The 17356-nt window shown below is 59.0% G+C and carries 14 protein-coding genes; 7 read left to right on the top strand and 7 right to left on the bottom strand.

Features of this window, described 5'->3' with window-relative positions; translation table 11 throughout:
• Positions 1 to 538: 538 nt before the first annotated feature.
• Both HUW43_RS01510 and HUW43_RS01505 read right to left on the bottom strand, forming a co-directional pair.
• Positions 539 to 2935 carry a type IV secretory system conjugative DNA transfer family protein gene (locus HUW43_RS01510; protein ID WP_188235776.1) on the bottom strand — a complete coding sequence of 799 codons (2397 nt, stop codon included), beginning with the start codon at positions 2933 to 2935 and terminating at the stop codon, positions 539 to 541.
• A complete protein-coding gene (locus HUW43_RS01505; RefSeq protein WP_103001834.1) occupies positions 2935 to 3420 on the bottom strand; it encodes a hypothetical protein in 486 nt (161 codons plus the stop codon). The genes HUW43_RS01510 and HUW43_RS01505 overlap by 1 nt, the downstream gene beginning before the upstream one ends.
• A 239-nt stretch (positions 3421 to 3659) precedes the next feature.
• Here HUW43_RS01505 and HUW43_RS01500 point away from each other — a divergent pair, with 239 nt between their 5' ends.
• Positions 3660 to 4013: a hypothetical protein gene (locus HUW43_RS01500; protein ID WP_103001833.1), complete on the top strand. Its 354-nt coding sequence runs from the start codon at positions 3660 to 3662 to the stop codon at positions 4011 to 4013.
• A gap of 43 nt (positions 4014 to 4056) precedes the next feature.
• Here the strand turns inward: HUW43_RS01500 and HUW43_RS01495 are convergent, their stop codons facing one another.
• A complete protein-coding gene (locus tag HUW43_RS01495; RefSeq protein WP_188235775.1) occupies positions 4057 to 4419 on the bottom strand; it encodes a phosphoglycerate kinase in 363 nt (120 codons plus the stop codon).
• A 326-nt stretch (positions 4420 to 4745) separates the two neighbouring features.
• Between HUW43_RS01495 and HUW43_RS01490 the strand changes: the two genes are divergently transcribed.
• The 4 genes from HUW43_RS01490 to HUW43_RS01475 are packed head-to-tail and all read left to right on the top strand — an operon-like array spanning position 4746 to position 12212.
• Positions 4746 to 5063: a HigA family addiction module antitoxin gene (locus HUW43_RS01490; RefSeq protein ID WP_103001832.1), complete on the top strand. Its 318-nt coding sequence runs from the start codon at positions 4746 to 4748 to the stop codon at positions 5061 to 5063.
• Positions 5064 to 5112: 49 nt separating this feature from the next.
• Positions 5113 to 7251: a site-specific DNA-methyltransferase gene (locus HUW43_RS01485; RefSeq protein WP_188235774.1), complete on the top strand. Its 2139-nt coding sequence runs from the start codon at positions 5113 to 5115 to the stop codon at positions 7249 to 7251.
• Entirely contained in the window at positions 7251 to 10184 is a 2934-nt protein-coding gene (locus tag HUW43_RS01480; RefSeq protein WP_103001831.1) for a DEAD/DEAH box helicase family protein, read from the top strand. The genes HUW43_RS01485 and HUW43_RS01480 overlap by 1 nt, the downstream gene beginning before the upstream one ends.
• 12 nt (positions 10185 to 10196) lie before the next feature.
• Positions 10197 to 12212 (top strand): ATP-binding protein, encoded by a 2016-nt coding sequence (locus HUW43_RS01475; RefSeq protein WP_146032643.1) that lies wholly within the window; start codon positions 10197 to 10199, stop codon positions 12210 to 12212.
• Between the two features lie 43 nt (positions 12213 to 12255).
• Here the strand turns inward: HUW43_RS01475 and HUW43_RS01470 are convergent, their stop codons facing one another.
• The 4 genes from HUW43_RS01470 to HUW43_RS01455 form a co-directional block, all read right to left on the bottom strand.
• Complete coding sequence (locus tag HUW43_RS01470) at positions 12256 to 12582, bottom strand: hypothetical protein (RefSeq protein WP_103001829.1); 327 nt, start codon at positions 12580 to 12582, stop codon at positions 12256 to 12258.
• On the bottom strand, positions 12579 to 12764 hold the full coding sequence (locus HUW43_RS01465; protein ID WP_188235773.1) for a hypothetical protein: 186 nt from the start codon (positions 12762 to 12764) through the stop codon (positions 12579 to 12581). The genes HUW43_RS01470 and HUW43_RS01465 overlap by 4 nt, the downstream gene beginning before the upstream one ends.
• Positions 12761 to 12976: a hypothetical protein gene (locus HUW43_RS01460; protein WP_188235772.1), complete on the bottom strand. Its 216-nt coding sequence runs from the start codon at positions 12974 to 12976 to the stop codon at positions 12761 to 12763. The genes HUW43_RS01465 and HUW43_RS01460 overlap by 4 nt, the downstream gene beginning before the upstream one ends.
• Positions 12977 to 13515: 539 nt before the next feature.
• Entirely contained in the window at positions 13516 to 14811 is a 1296-nt protein-coding gene (locus tag HUW43_RS01455) for a tyrosine-type recombinase/integrase (protein ID WP_188235771.1), read from the bottom strand.
• Positions 14812 to 15168: 357 nt separating this feature from the next.
• Between HUW43_RS01455 and HUW43_RS01450 the strand changes: the two genes are divergently transcribed.
• Entirely contained in the window at positions 15169 to 16338 is a 1170-nt protein-coding gene (locus HUW43_RS01450) for a tyrosine-type recombinase/integrase (RefSeq protein WP_188235770.1), read from the top strand.
• Entirely contained in the window at positions 16313 to 16660 is a 348-nt protein-coding gene (locus HUW43_RS01445; RefSeq protein ID WP_188235769.1) for a hypothetical protein, read from the top strand. The genes HUW43_RS01450 and HUW43_RS01445 overlap by 26 nt, the downstream gene beginning before the upstream one ends.
• Positions 16661 to 17356 lie beyond the last annotated feature (696 nt).

Here is a 17356-nt window from a genome sequence, read left to right as displayed (position 1 = left end):
CGATGGCCCACGGCCACAGCCGAAATTACACCACCTTGACGGACGCGACCAGGGTGCAGGGGCATGAAAGCCGCCTGCGCGTTGCCCAGAGCGCGCAAGCTCTGGCCGTGGGTGCCGGGACGCGGAAGTCTCCGGCGAGTGGTCGAGGGGTGCGATAACCCCTTGTCTGGTTCCAAGGACGACGTGCCTTGGTGGGGTCCGGGGGCAAGGCCCCGGTCATGGGTCGCAGGGAGCACGAAGGCTCCCCGCACGGGTGCAGGGGTGTGAAACCCCTTGCTCGGGAGGGATGCAACGGGAGGGCGAAGCGCCTTCCTTGCCAAGCCAGCGCCTTCAGGTGCGGGGTGCGGACGGTCAGTCCGCACATGGCTTGCACACTCTCCTAAGCCATAACTTAGGATAGCACGGGACGTGCTGGGGTGTGGGGTAGCGAGCGCTTGCGGCGAGGGCGGGTATCGCCGTCTGCATACAACCGTATGCGACTCGCTCGGCGCGGGATGAGCCGCAGCATAGCACGAAGGCGGGCAGTGCGGCGATGCTTTCATCCCGCGCGGCCCTCGTCGCCGCCGCCCGTGGCGAGCACGTCGCGGGCCTCGTTGAGCATCTGCGCGAAACGGGCGGAGCCGCCCGTGTCGGGATGCACCTTCTGCATCAGCCGCTTCCAAGCGGCCCGCACTTCGGCGGCGGTTGCGCCTTCCGCAAGGCCGAGAAGATCGAGCGCTTCCGCGCGCGTCATTTTGCCGTTGGGTTTTGCGGCGCGCTGATGCGCGCCGCCGGACTGGCGGCCCCCGTAACCGTCCCTTTGGCCGCCGTCCGATTTGCCGCCCCGCACAAAATACGGGTTGTCGTCGTAGGCTAAGGGCGGTTCCCAATAGAGATGCGGATAGGCGCTGGCGAGGGGCGCGAAGGCCTCGGGCAGCCGCCAGTAATCGACCGGACGCACATAGTGCGGACGGTCGGCGGGATTCAGGACAATGGCCACGTCACGGCCCAAGGCCAGCACCTCGTCGGGCATGAGCAGCGGGCGGCCTGTTTCTCCGTAGTTGAGGTTTTCGCTATGCCCGCCGCCGCCGGGGCCGAAGTTCTGGCCCTCGCCATGGCCGACCGTCTGCACGGTCACTTTGCCCAAGGTTTCGGAGAGGTAGTTCGCGCTCTCAAGGTCGTTGACGTTGCAAAACCATTTGTAGGCGCAGTTCGAGAGGATGGTACCCGCCGCCGCGCCGTAGAGGTCTTTGAGCTGGTCGAGGCCCTGCACAATCAGGGTGAAGTCGATGCCGTAGCCGGACATGGTGGCGATATCGCGGGGCAAATCCTCGATGCGCCCCAAGGCCGGAAACTCGTCCATCAAGATCATGCAGCGGTGCGGCGGACGCCCGCCCAGCGGATAGCGTTTGAAGGTATGCATGGCCGCCGTAGTCATGAGCCGGAGCCATGTACGCTGGGTGTCGATGCGGTCGGGCGGGATGACCAGATAGACCGTCACCGCCTCGCGGATGAGGCCCTGCATGTCGAAGGATGATTGGGCGGTCGCGGCCTTCACCTGCGGGTCGGACAGGAACTTGGTCGCCTCCGACAGATTGGACATGATGCCGCTGTAAGTCTCTTGGGCAAGGTCGAGATACGGGCTGACCATCTCCCGTATCGCCCCGCCGAAGGCGCTGCTGGCCGCCATCGGCACCAGAAACCTCTCCGTGAAATCCTTCCGGCTGAGGCTCACAATCTCCCGCGCGCGGGCGAGCGTCTTTTGCTCGCCCGGCTGGTCGGTAATCCACAAGAGCACGGCGGTCAGAACGTTGGCCGCGCTGCCCTGCCAATAGCGGTCTTTGTCGCCGGGGGTCGTTGGACAGACTGCCGCAGCAAGCGCCTGCGCCACCGCGACGGCGTTGGGGTCGTCGCGCACCAGCACATCCAGCGGATTGAAGGTCGCGGGTGCAAGGCCGCGCTCTTTGAACGTCTCCGCCAGTTCGCCCCACGGGTTGATGACGTGGACGGCGCTATTGAGGGTGCCGCGCCGGATGCGCGCCGTGATGGCGGCGTTTTCGCCCTTGGGGTCGATCACAATCGCCGAGCCGCCATAGCGCAAAAGCGTCGGCACGATGACGCGGGTGCCCTTGCCGGTGCGGGTGCGCGCGACAATCAGCGTATGGTGCTCCGGCGTCGAGAGCACGGGCGCGCCCGTCTGCTGCTCGATGGGGATGGCTGAAAGCTCCGGCGCGCTGCTCTTGCCGAAAAACACGCCCCTGTGACCGTCGTATTCATGGGCAAGGTTGGTGCGTACCTCCGCATAGCGGGCGGAGCCGTAGTTGTCGGACAGGGCGGGTTTCGGCTTCGGTTTGCGCCGTTTGTCCTTCACCAGCCAAATCAGCCCGACGACGCCCACGAGCACGGCCAGCGGGCCGAACAGGCTGGAAAACAGACTGCCGAGAAAGCCGATACTGTCTCGAAACAGGCCCACGGCCATATCCTTGCCAATCCCTGCAAGCGCGGTGACGTAGTTCCAAGGGGTCGGCTGTTTGGGCGGGTCGTATTGCGCCCGGAGCGCTGCCATGCGTTCGCGGGCGATGCTATCGGCGGCGCTGCTCAGCATGAGGTCTTGGCCCGTGCCGATGCCCCGCCATTTGAGGCGCAGGGCGGTTTCCGCTGCTTGCAGTTCAGCGGCGCGGCTGCGCCATGCCGCCGCGCCAATCTCGCCCGCCTTGTGGCGATACTCTCCTTCGGCAAGCTCTACGCGGATATCGGCCAGCGACGCAGCATCGCGGTCAAAGACACGCTGCTGCGCGGGCGGGAGCACCAGCCCGCGCGGCTCGCCGCCCTGCCGGAATATCGGGTTATCTTTCTGCCAGCTTGGCGCAGCCTCTTGCGCGGTGGCAGGCCAAGACGACGCGGCAAGCGCCAGCGACAAGGCGACGGCCCGCAAGGGCTTCGTCGCCGCGCGCATCAGAACGGCCCTCCTTCAGCGGGCGGCGTCCCGTTCGCCGCCGCGCCGGTCGTCACCGCCAGTTCCGGCGCGCCTTCGGCGGCGCAGAGGGCATTCCAGAGGTCCGCATAGTGCGGATGGCTGGTTGGGTCGGTTACGATGGTATGCAGCAGATTTTCGAGGTGATTGCTGACAATCTGCGCGAGCAAGCGCGACGGCGGCGCAGGATTCCGCCCGACTCGGGCCGAATCGAGTTTCTCGATGTGCGCGAGAAGCGCGAGTAATCCCGGTTGCACCTCCACCGTCACCGGCATGGCCTCGCCCGCATCATTCATCGCGGCGGAAAGCACGTCTTCCAAGCTGCATACATCGGTATGCGCGGCGAAGCGGGATTTGAGAGCGGCGAGTTTCGGGTGCGGCGGCTCATCAGGCGTATCGCCCGCGCCGCGTTCCCAAGCGCTTAGCGCCTCATCTCCGGTTGGTGCGCTTGGTTTGTCCTCCGGCATGTGGCCCCCGTTAGTAAACATACGCCTGTATGTTTGTGCAGAGCGGCAACCCGTCCCGGTAAATCTTTGCAAAGTCCTGCATCGTGGACAGGGCATTGCAGATGTACTTGCGCACAAACGTCTTTCCCCTTCACAATCTAAAGAGACAGGGGGCGCGTCAAGCTTACCATACAGAGGCGCGCATGCGCAGATGCCTCTACGGCATCGCACGGGTAGAGCGCCTCCGGATTGGGGGAGATGTGAAATGGCTGTCTTGCGGCACTGATTTCATCGTGGCGGACGTGATCCGCTGGCGCGAGCCGGTCTGGAAACCGCAGCCGCGCCATTCCAAGAAAAGGCCGGTCATCACCGGCCATCGCGTCATCACGGGTCAAATCGTCAAGATTGACCGGGGCGGCTGGGTGCATATTGAAGTGACGGCCTGCACGGTCGAGCCTGCGCCGCAATGGCTGCGCCCGCTCTATCCGCTCAAACGCGGCGAAGCGATACGCCGTCAGCGCGGGAAAATCGGCCAAGGCAAGGTAGACCGTCTGCATTGGAGTGATGAAACCGCGCGCGCCGCGATTGTCGGCTCGCGGTTCGTCAAGGTCTAACGCTGCGAGGGCGCGGCAATGCCGCGCCCCGCCGCAGATCGGCCTACCACCACGAGTCATAGAATACGGTCTTGCCCTCGGCGATGGCCGCGCGGGCGGTGGCGATGAACATCAAGTCGTCCTCGCTTTCGCTGCCGTCGGATTCGCCGAAGAAGAAACCGCTGGTTGGCGGCAAATGCCCAGCGCGCACGTCCGCTTCCAGACGGTCGAGGTCTTCTGCCGTCAGGGCGAGCGTGATGCAGTTGAACGTATCCGCGCCGCCCTTCTCGAAGTAGAGGCTTTCCATCCAGCCGTGCAGGTTCGGATGCTTGCGCCAGTAGTGGATTTCAGCGGCATCTTCGACCTTGAAGCCGAAGGGCGTTGCCGGTTTCTCGCGGGTCACAAGTGCATACATATCCAGTCCCATTTTATTGCTCCTTTTGTTTGGTGTTGTTCGTCCCGAAGGACGCGGCACCTCGGAGCGGCGGGGCCAAGCTGCTGCCGTCATGGGCAACACGGCCCGAAGGGGTGGTGCGGGCAGCCCATTGACGGCAAAGCGCCCGACGCCAGTAACGCGGCATGACTGAGGGCGGAACAACACCGCAGGAGCAAATGCGGAGATGGATGTGCCGTTGTGCCGGATGCCGGACACGGCTCACGCTTCAAAGGTTATGTAAAGCGTGTCTTTACAGGCAACGATCCGTCCGATAGGCTGACAGCCGATTCAAGGGGCAATTCAACCGGATACCGCACATGCCAAATCAGGCCGATGTTCGGCTAAAGGAACCCGCCCATCCGGGCGGATTCGTGAAGCATGAAGTGCTGAAACCGCACGGTCTGTCCGTGACGGATGCCGCCGAAGTGCTCGGCGTCACACGGCCCGCGCTATCTGCGCTGCTCAACGAGCGGGCGCACCTGTCGCCGGAAATGGCGCTCCGGATCGAGAAGGCGTTTGGCGTCTCCATGGAGACGCTGATGCGAATGCAGAACAGCTACGACATAGCCCAAGCGCGCAAGCGGGCGGGAGATATCAAGGTCGAGCGATATGCGGAAAAACCGCGCGATTCCTAGCCGAAGCGGCTGTAACCACGCGCAAAAGACTGAGTCGAAGGGGTTGTTAATGAAAAGTTTGCTCGAACAGTTGCCGTCCATTGTGGCCGAAGGGAAGCGCGAGGCCGAACGTGTCATGGAGCGCGCAGAGAGCAACTATAGACTCGGCTTGCAAACACGCGAATTGGTCATCCCGTCGCGGGATAGCAACTGGAAGGATTTACTTCGCAGTCCATTCCGCAATGAATTGAACGAAAATCCAAATCGACTAATTTACGGCGATAATCTTCTTGCAATGGCAGCACTTTTGGCTGGTGATAGGGAGCGCCCTTCACTTCGTGGGCAAGTCGATCTTATTTATATTGATCCACCATTTGATAGTCGGGCGGATTACAGGACGTCTATTCAATTACCCGGGGCTGATATCGATAGTCGCCCGACACCAATGGAGCAATTCGCTTATTCGGACACGTGGGCCGATGGTACAATCTCATATCTTGCCCACATGACGCCGCGCCTGTACTTAATGCGAGAAATGCTTAAAGAGACAGGCTCTCTATATGTTCACTTAGGACCAAATATATCTCATTACGTTAAGATTGTCATCGATGACATTTTTGGTCAGTGGCTATTTAGGAATGAAATAGTTTGGAGAAGAAGTAATTCCCACAACAAAACCACTGAGCAGTACGGACCCATACATGACGTGATTCTTTTTTACTCAAAGTCCGAGAAGTTTGAGTTTCATCCGGGAAAGCGCCCCTTCTCACGCGGATATATCGAGTCCAGATTTAAGTATCGTGATCATCGCGGAATTTATCAACCAAACTACCTCACTGGCCCGGGAGTGCGTAGTGGTGACAGCGGGAAGCCGTGGCATGGCTACGACCCTACGCGAGCACGACGTCACTGGGCCATACCATCTAAAACAATCGAGTTGCTGGATATTGATGTTAAAGGGCTGACAACTCAGCAAGTTCTTGATGAGTGCCTTAAGGCAGACCTTCTGGTTATACCCAAAAAAGAAGGGGGTCAGCCTATGTATAAGCAATATTTGACAGACGGAGTTCCTTATCAGGACATTTGGGCATACCAAGCAAATACTCAAGGAACTCTATACAATTCCGAAGAATGCATCGATCAGGATGTCAAGTGGCTTGAGCAGGAAAAAGAAAAAACAGGATACGATACTCAAAAGCCGGAGGGCTTGATCCGCAGAGTTATTGAGACCTCAACAAGTGAGGGCGGCCTTGTAGCTGATTTCTTTTCCGGATCTGGAACGACCGCAGCGGTTGCAGAAAAGATGGGCAGACGCTGGATTACGTCTGATCTCGGTAAGCCCGCGTGTATGGTCACTAGAAAGCGCCTTATCGATCAGGATGCGAAACCGTTCCTTTACCAGCACATCGGCGACTATCAGGTCGAGCAGATGCGCTCGACGATGGGTGCGAAGTTCCGCATCGGCGACCTCGCCGAAATCGTCCTCGGCCTTTTCGGCGCGCTGCCGCTGCCTGTCGAAGAAAACCCGAACAAGAACATGGGCCGGATTCAGGGGAGCAAGACGCTTGTTCTGGCCGATAGCCCGAACAAGATGACGGGCCTTGCCACGTTGCGCCGCGCCATTGAAATCCGCGATAACCTCATGGGCGGATGGGATAAGGTGGTGGTTCTTGGCTGGAACTTCTCGCCGACTATCGGACACGATATCGAGGCGCTGGGTCAAGGCGACCGGCTCGAAGTGCTGGTCATCCCGCCCGACCTTCTCGACCGGCTCAAAAAGAAGGGGCACAAGCTCAAGGCAGACGAAGTGCGCTTCTCGTCGCTGCAATACCTCAAGCTCGGCGCGGTTACGCGAACGCCGGAGGGGGATGGCGAGTCCCTTTCCGTCGAGATTGCCAATTATGTGTTGTTGTCGCCTGAGGCATTGAACTTAGACGAAGCCAATCGCGACAAGCTGCAAAAGGTCATCAACGCCGATCCGATGGCGTTGATCGAATATTGGAGCGTCGATCCGGACTATGACGGCGAGGTCTTCCGCTCTGTTTGGCAGGACTATCGCGGCAACATCGATAACGATAACGACCCTTACCGCGTCATCCGAACGGCGCGGCTCACCGGCCTCCCCAAAAAGAATGGCCCGCGCCGTATCTGTGTGCGCGTGGTCGATGTGTTCGGCTTCGAGGCCGAAGCAACGGTTGAGGTGGCGTGATGGCGAGCATCGACGATTTTTCGCTTGCTAAGGGCCTGACAGCCAAAGCCGAGGAAGCCTGCGTCGGTCTGGAAACCGGCGAGGCACCGATCCTCGATCAGGTTTCGGAAATAACGGCGGAACTGCTCAAGTGGTGGTTTCAGGCCGAGTTTCAGGACGCGCGGTCCTTCAACTTCCATCCCGGCCAGCGGCAGGCCCTGCTCAATGTCATCTACGCCCATGAAGTGCTGGGAATTTCGACGTTGCCGGAACTTTACCAGATTGCCGCGCCGGATGTGTTGCTGGCGAGCACGCGGGATTCCGAAACCATCCGCGCACCAAAAAACGCCTATCCCAAATACTGCCTTAAGATGGCGACCGGCACCGGCAAGACATGGGTGCTGCAAGCCCTTATGGTCTGGCAGGTTCTCAATGCCAATCGCGCGCCGGATGATGCCCGCTTTACCAAGAATTTCCTCGTCGTCGCGCCCGGTTTGATCGTTTACGACCGACTGCTTGACGCCTTCATGGGCAAGGAGCGGCACGGCAAGCGCGATTTTTCGATCTCCGACCTCTCCATCTTCCAAGAACTGTTCATTCCGGACGCCTATCGCGATGAGGTCTTCCGCTTTGTCCAAGGCGCTGTTTGCCCGAAGGAAGAAATTGGCCGCAAGGTTACGGCGGGCGGGATCATCGCCATTTCCAACTGGCATGTGCTTTCGGAGGAAGGCGAACCGCTTGAGGACGAAGAAATCGAGTCACCGGGCCAGACGGCTGACCCCAAGACCGTTGTGCAAAGTATCCTTCCGCTGACGCCGGGAACGAGTCAGGGCAATGACCTGAACGTGTTGAATCGACGTTATGAGAGAGGCGGCATTCTTTCCTATCTGAAAGACCTGCCCGCCCTCATGGTCTTCAACGACGAGGCGCACCATATCCATGAGTTCAAGCGCGAAGGTGAAGTAACGGAGGTTGAATGGCAAAAAAGCCTCAACCTGATCGCCGAGCCGAAGGGCCGCCGCTTTGTTCAGGTGGACTTCTCCGCGACCCCCTATAATGAGGTCGGCACTGGCCGGAACAGTCGAAAGTCCTTCTTCCCGCACATCGTCGTGGATTTCGACCTGAAAACGGCTATGCGGGCCGGGCTGGTCAAATCCCTTGTGCTCGACAAGCGCTCAGAGATTGGCGCGCTCAGTCATGAAGAGTTGGATTTCAAGGCTGACCGCGACGAAAACGGCAATCCGATGCTGTCCGAAGGGCAGCGGATCATGCTCCGCGCGGGCCTGACGAAGCTCCGAAAGCTCGAAGCCGATTTCGAGGGTCTCGATCCCGACAAGCACCCGAAGATGTTGGTGGTTTGCGAAGATACCACAGTGACGCCCCTTGTCGCCGAGTTCATGCAGCTTGAAGGGCTGGCCGACGATGAGGTGCTGAGGGTCGATTCCAACCGCAAGGGCGAATTGAAGCCCGACGAATGGAAGGTGCTGCGCGAACGCCTGTTCGACGTGGACCGGCATAAATCGCCGCGCGTCATCGTCAGCGTGCTCATGCTGCGCGAAGGCTTCGACGTGAACAACATCTGCGTGATCGTTCCGCTACGCGCGTCGAGCGCCGGAATCCTGCTCGAACAGACCATCGGTCGCGGCCTGCGCCTAATGTGGCGCGGCAACGAATACGATGACATCAAGCGGGAGAACCGCCAGCTTATCCGCAGCGGCAAAACGCCTTCCAACATGATCGACATTCTGTCTATCGTCGAGCATCCGGCCTTCCAGAGCTTCTATGAAGAACTGATTCAGGAGGGACTGGCTGCTGAATCGGACGATGAGGATGACAGGAATACCAGCGGCACTGGTGACCTGATTTCGGTCGGCCTCCGCCCCGACTTCGAGAATTACGATTTCGCCATTCCATTCATTCTGCGCGAGCAGGTGGAGGAACTGGAAGATACGCGGATTAGCCCGGACTCATTGGCGCCGTTCGGCGCTTTCAGCCTTGAACAACTCAAGAGCCAACTCGGGCACGGCGAGAAATTCCATTCCGAAGACGTTCAGGCGAAGACCCGCTTTGGCGACTATCGGGTGCATGGCGGCGTTATGACAGCCACCGGATACAACGACTATCTGTCGCGCATCACGCGCCGGATCACCGAAGCCGTGACGCTGACGGATACGACGTCGAGCTCAAAGGCCTTCGCCAATGCGAGCAAATTTCCCTACATCCAGATCAACCGCGCGGAGTTGGCCGAAGGTATCGACACCTTCATCCGTCATTACCTGTTCAAGCGTGAAGTGGACCCGCTTGTCGATGAAAACTGGCGCGTTTTGCTCATCGACCCGGTGACAGAGCACATTATCAAGGTTTGGGCGCGCGCAATTCTGGAAGCTGAGGACAGCGTAATCGTAGCAGACGCCGAAGTGGCGCACCGCCGTCTTTCCGAGGTTGCTAAGCTCGCCATGCGCGAAGGTTCATCGCTGGCTGTCGAAAAGGCGATTTACTTGCGCCTGCCATATCCTTCCCGCAGCGGCGGACTCGAACAGGCTTTCATGGAAAGCTGCGAGCGGGACGCCAGCGTCGATGCGTTCTGCAAGGTGAACGAGCAGAAGCACACCTTCGCTCGCCTTCGCTATATCAAGGAAGACGGCCTGCCTGCCTTCTATTCTGCCGATTTCCTCGTAAGGGCAGGAGATTCCATCTATTTGGTGGAGACGAAAGCGCAAAACCAACTCACGACGCCGAACGTACTTCGCAAGCGCAAGGCGGCGGTCGCGTGGTGCGACCGGATCAACGCCATTACGCCAGAACAGCGGAGCCATGCCGAATGGCATTACGTCCTCTTGGGCGAAGATGCGTTCTACGGCTGGCGGGACAAGGGCGGCTCGGTTGCCGACCTTCTCGCCTATGCCCGCCTGCGCCCTGTCGAAGACAAGGGGCAGGCGAAGTTTGCGTTCTGAGGGGGCAAGTTCATGACAACCATGCAGGGAGATATCGTCAATCGGGTCAAACGGTTTCCCAAGCCGTCGCTGGCAGCAGAGGCTCTACAGCCGGTATTTGAAGCGGTGAGCAACTCGCTTCATGCCGTCGAAGACGGTTTCGGCGAAGCTCTGTATCAATCGAATGGCTCTATTACCGTCACCATCCGCAACCCACGCTCTCCCGATGACATTGAAATTATCGTCGATGACAATGGGATTGGCCTTGAGCCTCCGCGGTTCAAAGCGTTCTGCACGACCGATACAGACTACAAGATGGCGCGCGGCGGCAAAGGCGTTGGACGCTTGCTCTGGCTCGATGCCTTTGAGCGGGTCAAAGTCATCAGCATCTACAAAGACGAGGGCAAACTCTTCCGGCGTTCGTTTTCATTTCGGCTAGAATCAACCGATCAAATAACTGACGAAGAAATTGCGGAAATCGACGGCGCTAGTGCCAACACCGGAACGTCTATCACCTTCTCTGGCTTGCGGGGGAGCGCATATCGCACGAAATTCCCCAGCCAAGCGGCTACCATTGTCAAACATTTCGGCTCGCACTTTTTTGCAGATTTTATTCTCGGAAAATCCCCACGAATTGTTGTCGATATCGACGGAAACAGCACGACGTTCCCCGAGGAAATCCAGAATCTCAAAATCGAAGATCGAGGCGTTGCAACGCTGCCTACCGACGACTTCGGCGACCTCTCTTTGGCAAGCTTCGTTTGCCACAAGAATGCCAGTGCGAACTTTGACGGCTCCCACCAGATTCATTTGGTTGCGAATGGCCGGACTGTCACTACCCGGAAGATTGATGGCTTAATCGGCATTGGACGCTTCGGTCCTGACAGCGACCGCGTGTATCACGGCTGCGTGTCTGGCGATTACCTTAATGAAAGGGTCAATCAAGAGCGCACACAGTTCAATTTTGACGAGTCGATAGTTGAGGAAATAGTTCGGCAATGCGCAGGGTTCGTTCGTTCCGACGCAATCGGTGAAGAGATACGGGAGTTCGACACGCAGCGTCTCGGCACGCTCCGGGACTTCGTAAAAGACTACCCCTCATTTGGGTTTGAGGAAGCGGAGCGGCTTTTGGAGCGCACTCCGAAAAACGCTATCAAACCCGAAGAGTTCGCAAGGGCGCTGATTCCGTTCCGCATTCGGCGCGATAAGGAACGGAACGAGACGATTCAAGAGATCGTCGCGCAGTTGGACGGAAAACAGACGATTCCGGCGGATTTTGCGGAAGCTGTACGGGAAGCCGCTGATGAAATCCGCGCGGAGGAACAGCGTCAACTTACAGAATATGTCCTTCGAAGGAAGACTGTTCTAGACGTGATGGAAGTTCTTCTTCGGCGCATTCGGGAGCGGGATAACGGCTCTCAAGACTACCAGCTTGAAGAGACGCTCCACCAATTCATCTGCCCAATGAAAATGCGGGGCGATGACCCCAGCAAGGTTGAGCAATCAGACCATGATCTATGGATCATTGACGAACGCCTCACATTCCAAAAGTATTTTGCATCCGATGTACCGTTCACGCAGATTCTGGAAGGCGAGAATAGCACCAAACGTCCTGACTTGCTGATTTACGACCGGCTTTATGGCCTCGGAGCGGAAGGTGACGAGCCGCTTACAAAAGTGATGCTTGTCGAGTTCAAGCATCCGGGGCGAAAAGACTACGAAGAGCGCTATTCGCCGATGAATCAGATTAGCGAGTATATAACCAAGCTCAAGGCGGGTCAGATTGAAGATTTCAACAACGCGAGAGTGAGAATCGCGGATGATTGCGTTTTCTACTGCTACGTCGTTGCGGATATTGTTGGCAAACTGGAAATCCACACAAATGGCTGGCGGACGACCGCAAACGGTCGGGGCCGTATTCAGGAGCTTGGCGGGAAATTCAGGGGCATGGTCGAAGTCATCGAGTGGAAGGATTTGCTGTCCGACGCGCGGCTCAGGAACCACGCTTTCCTGAATGCTGCCGGGCTCCGATATGACCGCCACCCGTAACGGACGGACATCCCCAATTATAACAGCGACGCGCAACTCACCCTCAAAAGAGGGTGAGCTGGCGGCCGGCGGCCTCGTGCAGCCGCCACGCCGGACTCGCGGCTTCCTCGTCCAGCCATGTCCGTACAAGCGCCACCGGCCCGCCCATGGCGGCGACGGCATTTGCCGTCGTAAAGTGCGAGCGGTAGCCGGTTTCCGTGATGGGAAGCGGTGCGCGCTCGGGCGCGATGGCCTCGATTTCGAGGTGGGCCGTGTCGAGGCCGTAATCGTCGGCAAGGCTGAGCCAGCGCGGTTCGTAGCTGATGGATATGGTCACGCCGTTCCAGACGGTTTCGTGATGCTCCGTATAGCGTTTGCAGAGGCGGCTCATGCTGCACCTCCCTCTGAGAGGGGAAGTTGGGCGGCTTCGTCCTGAGCCGCACCGACGATGTAGAGCACCTCTTGGAGGTCGCGGCGTGCGTCGCCGGTGATGCTATCGTAGTTGTCGAGCATAAAGCTGACATGGTCAAAGATGCTGTTAAGCCCACTGGAGAGGCGTTGGCTGCGGGTCATGCTGCACCGCCTTCCGCCGCTTCGTCGGCTTTCGGGGGGAGCAGAACAATGCGACCGTCCAGCGGATAGAGGTCGAGTTGCAGAGTATGGCCGTCGCCGTTCTGGTGCGGCCAAGCGGCCCCGATGCGCGTCCAGAAGGATTTGCCGCCTTTGGCTTCTCTGACGTGCCACGCAATCAGCGCGGGCGCTTTGGTTTCGGATTTTTTCGTCATGTTTTTTCTCCTTGGTTTGCATTTCCCTTTCGGGCGTGCCCACGGAGAGCCAGGCGCGATGGCGCGGCGTCACACAGGAAAATTGGGGGGACCGGACGCCTGCGGACGGGGGAGCCGAGGCTTCCTGTTGACGCCATGAGCGCCCGCGCATGGCAGGGGGCATGACGCTGCCCGATGGGGATGCAAACAAGACAAGGGGAATTCAGGACGGAGCCGAGAACAAAGCCCACGCCTGCAAAGGGTGCAGTGACAGTTCAAAAGGTCGGCAGCATATCCTGAGATATGGCGATTTTGGGGTAAAGATGGCCTGCATGAAGGCAGGCCCCGCTATCCATTGCCTCTGGTTCGCCAGCGGCTGAGGCAACGGCTTCGCGGAAAGACGCGATCACAGGGGCGCTTGAAGCTCGGCGCGCCTTTTTCCCGTGCCCGCTTGGCCGGACTCCACGACCGGGGAGCGCCAGCGGCGCGTCGTGACCTCCGGCAGAAACGCATAGCTCTGTTGCATCGGCCATCGAACTCGATGGCTGGTGCGATGCGCGCTAGCGTTTGGGGCGGTTCGGTTTGTCCGTCTGCTTGGCTTTGATGGACTGCACCTCTTTGGCCTTGGCTTCCAGCTCGTCGATTTCGGCGTTCATTTCGGCATGCATCGCATCCCATCCGCCGATGCCCATAAGCACGCGGTCGGCATGTTTGATGGTGTTCACATGCCCATAGTGCTGCTCGATCATCTTAACGGAGGTGCCCATTTGCTGGGCGAGGATATAGACATCCACCCCGGCGGAGAGCCGGAGCGTGGCGTAGGTATGGCGGAAGCAATAGGTCGTGCGGGGAATGCCGCTCGGCCCCTCGCGAAGGTCGGTGTATTTCAATAACTCTTCGACGGTGTCCCGATAGAGCCATTTTGCCGGTTTGCCGTTGATAATCGTAAAGACATGGTCGTCCGGCTTGGTCGCCTTGGAAAGCTCGCGGATGCGGTCGAGGTATTTTGCGACACTGATAGGGGCAATCAACTTACGGGTTTTGCCCTTGCCCTGAACGTAGAGGACAAGAATTTCCTGTCCGTCTTTGTCTTTTGCGGTGGTGATGTCCCGCCAGCGCAGGTTCTTCGCTTCTGGCGGGCGCATCCCCGTGTTGCACATAATGAGAATGAAATTGTAGCAGACTTGGCGATACCAGACGCCTTGCGGCGTGGTCGCCTCCTTCATCCACTTGCGGCCTTTGGTGTGGAGCTTGCGGTATTCCTCAAGCGTGAACTCGTCGCGGCGGTTCGATTTGAGCTTCGGCATGCCCTCGAAGCGATGATGCGCGGGAACGTACCGCTTGCTGATCGCAAAGTTCATGATGGCTGCGAAAATGGTCATCTCGATGCGGATAGTGGAATCGCTGATGACGCTCTTGCGACGGCCTTCGCCGTTTTCGCGTCGCCACAGCGGATATTCCGACCAGCGGTCTTGCGTAACCAGATGAATCTGTGTGCTGCCGACATAAGCCTTGAGAGGCCCGTCGATCTTGCTTCTTATATTTTTGCAGCGGGCTTGGCTGACCTCGCCCGCGTTGGCGCGCCGCTGTTGGGCGTCCGCATATTCCTCCGCCACCTGCGAGAAGGGGCGGTTGAATACGGGAACATCGTGTTTCACCCGAAAGCGGATATCGGCATACTCGTCCATCGCGCGGTCGCGGGCCGTCTGCCGGTCCGCCGTCCGCAGCGAAATTGTCTTGTAGCGGTCTTCGTTCTGGATTCTGATCCGGCAGTAATACTGGTCGTGCCCGACGTCGCCGCGTCGGAAGATGATAAGGCCGGGCTTGATCTGCTCTTTATCGAGGATGAAACTCATTTCTCCGCTTCCCACTGTGCAGAAACTGTGCAGATTGGCGGCGTAAGTGCTTGATATGCCGTACCTGTGTAGGTTCTGTGTGGGTCATTGTAGCAAAAAATATTGTTTATTTGTAGTGGCTTGTTATAATCCCTTCACCCGCTCCATTTTCCTGTCCGCCGATATTCGCAGGCGTCTAGACAAACCCCAAAAATCCGAGGCATTTAGAGGTTATCAGGTCGCAAGCGTTCACCCGCGTTCGCATTCAGCCACCAGCATCTGGGGGTATGATAGGGGGTATATGCAAAACGGCCAAGTCGATACCCCCATGTATTGGGGGTATATTGGGGGTATAGCCCCCGAAAGGCAGGCAATCCCGTGGCTTTGACCGATGTAGCCATTCGCAATGCAAAACCCGGCGCAAAGGCGATCAAGTTGGCGGACGGCGGCGGCATGTTCCTGCTGATCACGCCAGCCGGGGGCAAGCTCTGGCGGCTAAAGTATCGTGTCGATGGCCGCGAAAAACTGCTGGCCATCGGAGCCTATCCCGAAATCGGGCTAGGCGAGGCGCGCAGACGGCGTGAGGAAGCGCGGGAACTGATTGCCCTTGGCAAAGACCCGTCACGAGAAAAGCAGCGTGAAAAGGTCCGCGCGCGCATTCAGGCGGCGGATACGTTCAGGGCGATCTGCGACGAATATTGCGAGAAGCGGCGGCGCGACGGCATGAAAGGCTGGGCCCCCGCTACCGCCACGCGCAGCGAATATCTGCTGTCTCTTGTCTGCGGGTCCATCGGCAAACTGCCCATTGGCGAGATTGAACCGGCGGACGTGCTGACAGCCATTCGCCGGATCGAAGGCAAGGGAAAGCTGGAAAGTGCGCGGCGCAGCCTGCAACTGGCGGGGGCCGTGTTCCGCTATGCGGTGGCAACGGCGCGGCTGGTGTCAGACCCTACCCGCGATTTGCGCGGCGCACTGACTGCGCCGACCGTCACCCACTACGGCGCAATCACCGACGCAAAGAAGGCGGGCGAACTCCTGCGCGCCATCGACGATTACGAGGGAAGCGGGATTACAAAGCTTGCCTTGCAGATTGCGCCTCATGTGTTTGTCCGCCCCGGTGAACTGCGCCATGCCGAATGGAGTGAAATCGATCTGGACGGCGCGCTCTGGATCATACCGGCAGGCAAGATGAAATCACGTAAAACTCACCACGTGCCGCTTTCAAGGCAAGCGGTGGCTTTGTTCCGCGAAGTGCAGGCAGTGACTGGGCCTAGTGGCTACGTTTTCCCTTCCATGCGCACCCGCACCCGCCCCATGAGCGAAAACACAATCAACGCCGGACTGCGGCGGCTGGGGTATGCGACCGATGAAATGACGGCGCATGGCTTCCGGGCGATGGCTTCCACCCTGTTGAACGAAAGCGGAAAGTGGAACCCAGACGCAATCGAACGGGCACTTGCCCACGGCGACGCCGACAAGGTGCGCGCGGCCTATCGACTGGGTATCAGGCATTATCGAGTCCATGGATTGGGAGCTGACCAATTTTGAGCACCTGCGTATCGATTTCAGCGCCATCCGAATTCCCCGAAAGGATGCGGAACATCTGCTAAGCGAACTGGCGGGCAAGCCGAAGAAACGTGCAGGGCGGCCATCGGGGCCGTCGAATCCTTGGGAAAAGGAACAGGTGGCCGCTGCACTGCGCATGATCGATCGCGGAGACACACGCTCGGTCACCGCAATTGCACTGGTTCTTACGGATTCCGCGCTGACTGGCAGTAAGTTGCAAAGCCAACAAAGGCGACTTGCTTGGGGCATCAAAAGAGCCTTGGACGCGGAAGCGAAAAACTCAGTCCAGAATAAACGAGATTAACCGTTCGCGCCAATGCTCCAGCCGCGCGCTAAAAGTGCCTCCGCTGATGCCCGCCAATATCCGGGCGCAATCTGGAGGCGAAATGAGTATCGAAACCACTTCCGCAGATGCCCTTGCGCCGCTGGCCTATTCGGTCAGCGAAGCGTGAAAGGTCAGCAGCTTTGGCCGGACCTACCTCTATCAGTTGATCACTGAGGGGCGGCTTGAAGCCCGCAAGTTCGGCAAGCGAACCCTGATAACCGCCCGCAGCCTTCGCGCCCTGATCGAAGGCGAAGCGGCCTGACACAGCCCTATCCCGGCTGCATGCCGGGCACCCTCGCCGGGCGGCTGGATACACTGGCGGCGCGGGTGGAAATGCCAAACCAGTGGGGTCCGGTCATATTGGCAAGCCCAGTCCGAAAGGTGGAGGGGCGACCGGCGGCGCGGGGAACAGCGTCGTAAGCAACCACCAAGCATCCGGCGAACCCTCGCCCGGAAGCGTCCGAAAGCGACGGTCGGCTCCGACTGCCATGCTTGAACGGACCGGGCTGCCCTTGGCAACAGAGCGGACAATCTCCGCTCGCCGCCGGGGGTAGTTGTCCTGTGTCCGTTCGCTCCGGTCTCACCTGTCTGCCTTCAGCGCCAATGGCACAGATTTGAGGTTGTGATCTGTAATTGCAGAGCTAGGCGGTGCGATCTGTAATTGCAGAGCTAGGC

Source organism: Sphingopyxis sp. LK2115 (assembly GCF_014595975.1).
Taxonomy (GTDB): Bacteria; Pseudomonadota; Alphaproteobacteria; order Sphingomonadales; family Sphingomonadaceae; genus Sphingopyxis.
This window is presented reverse-complemented; position numbering and strand designations above follow the sequence as displayed.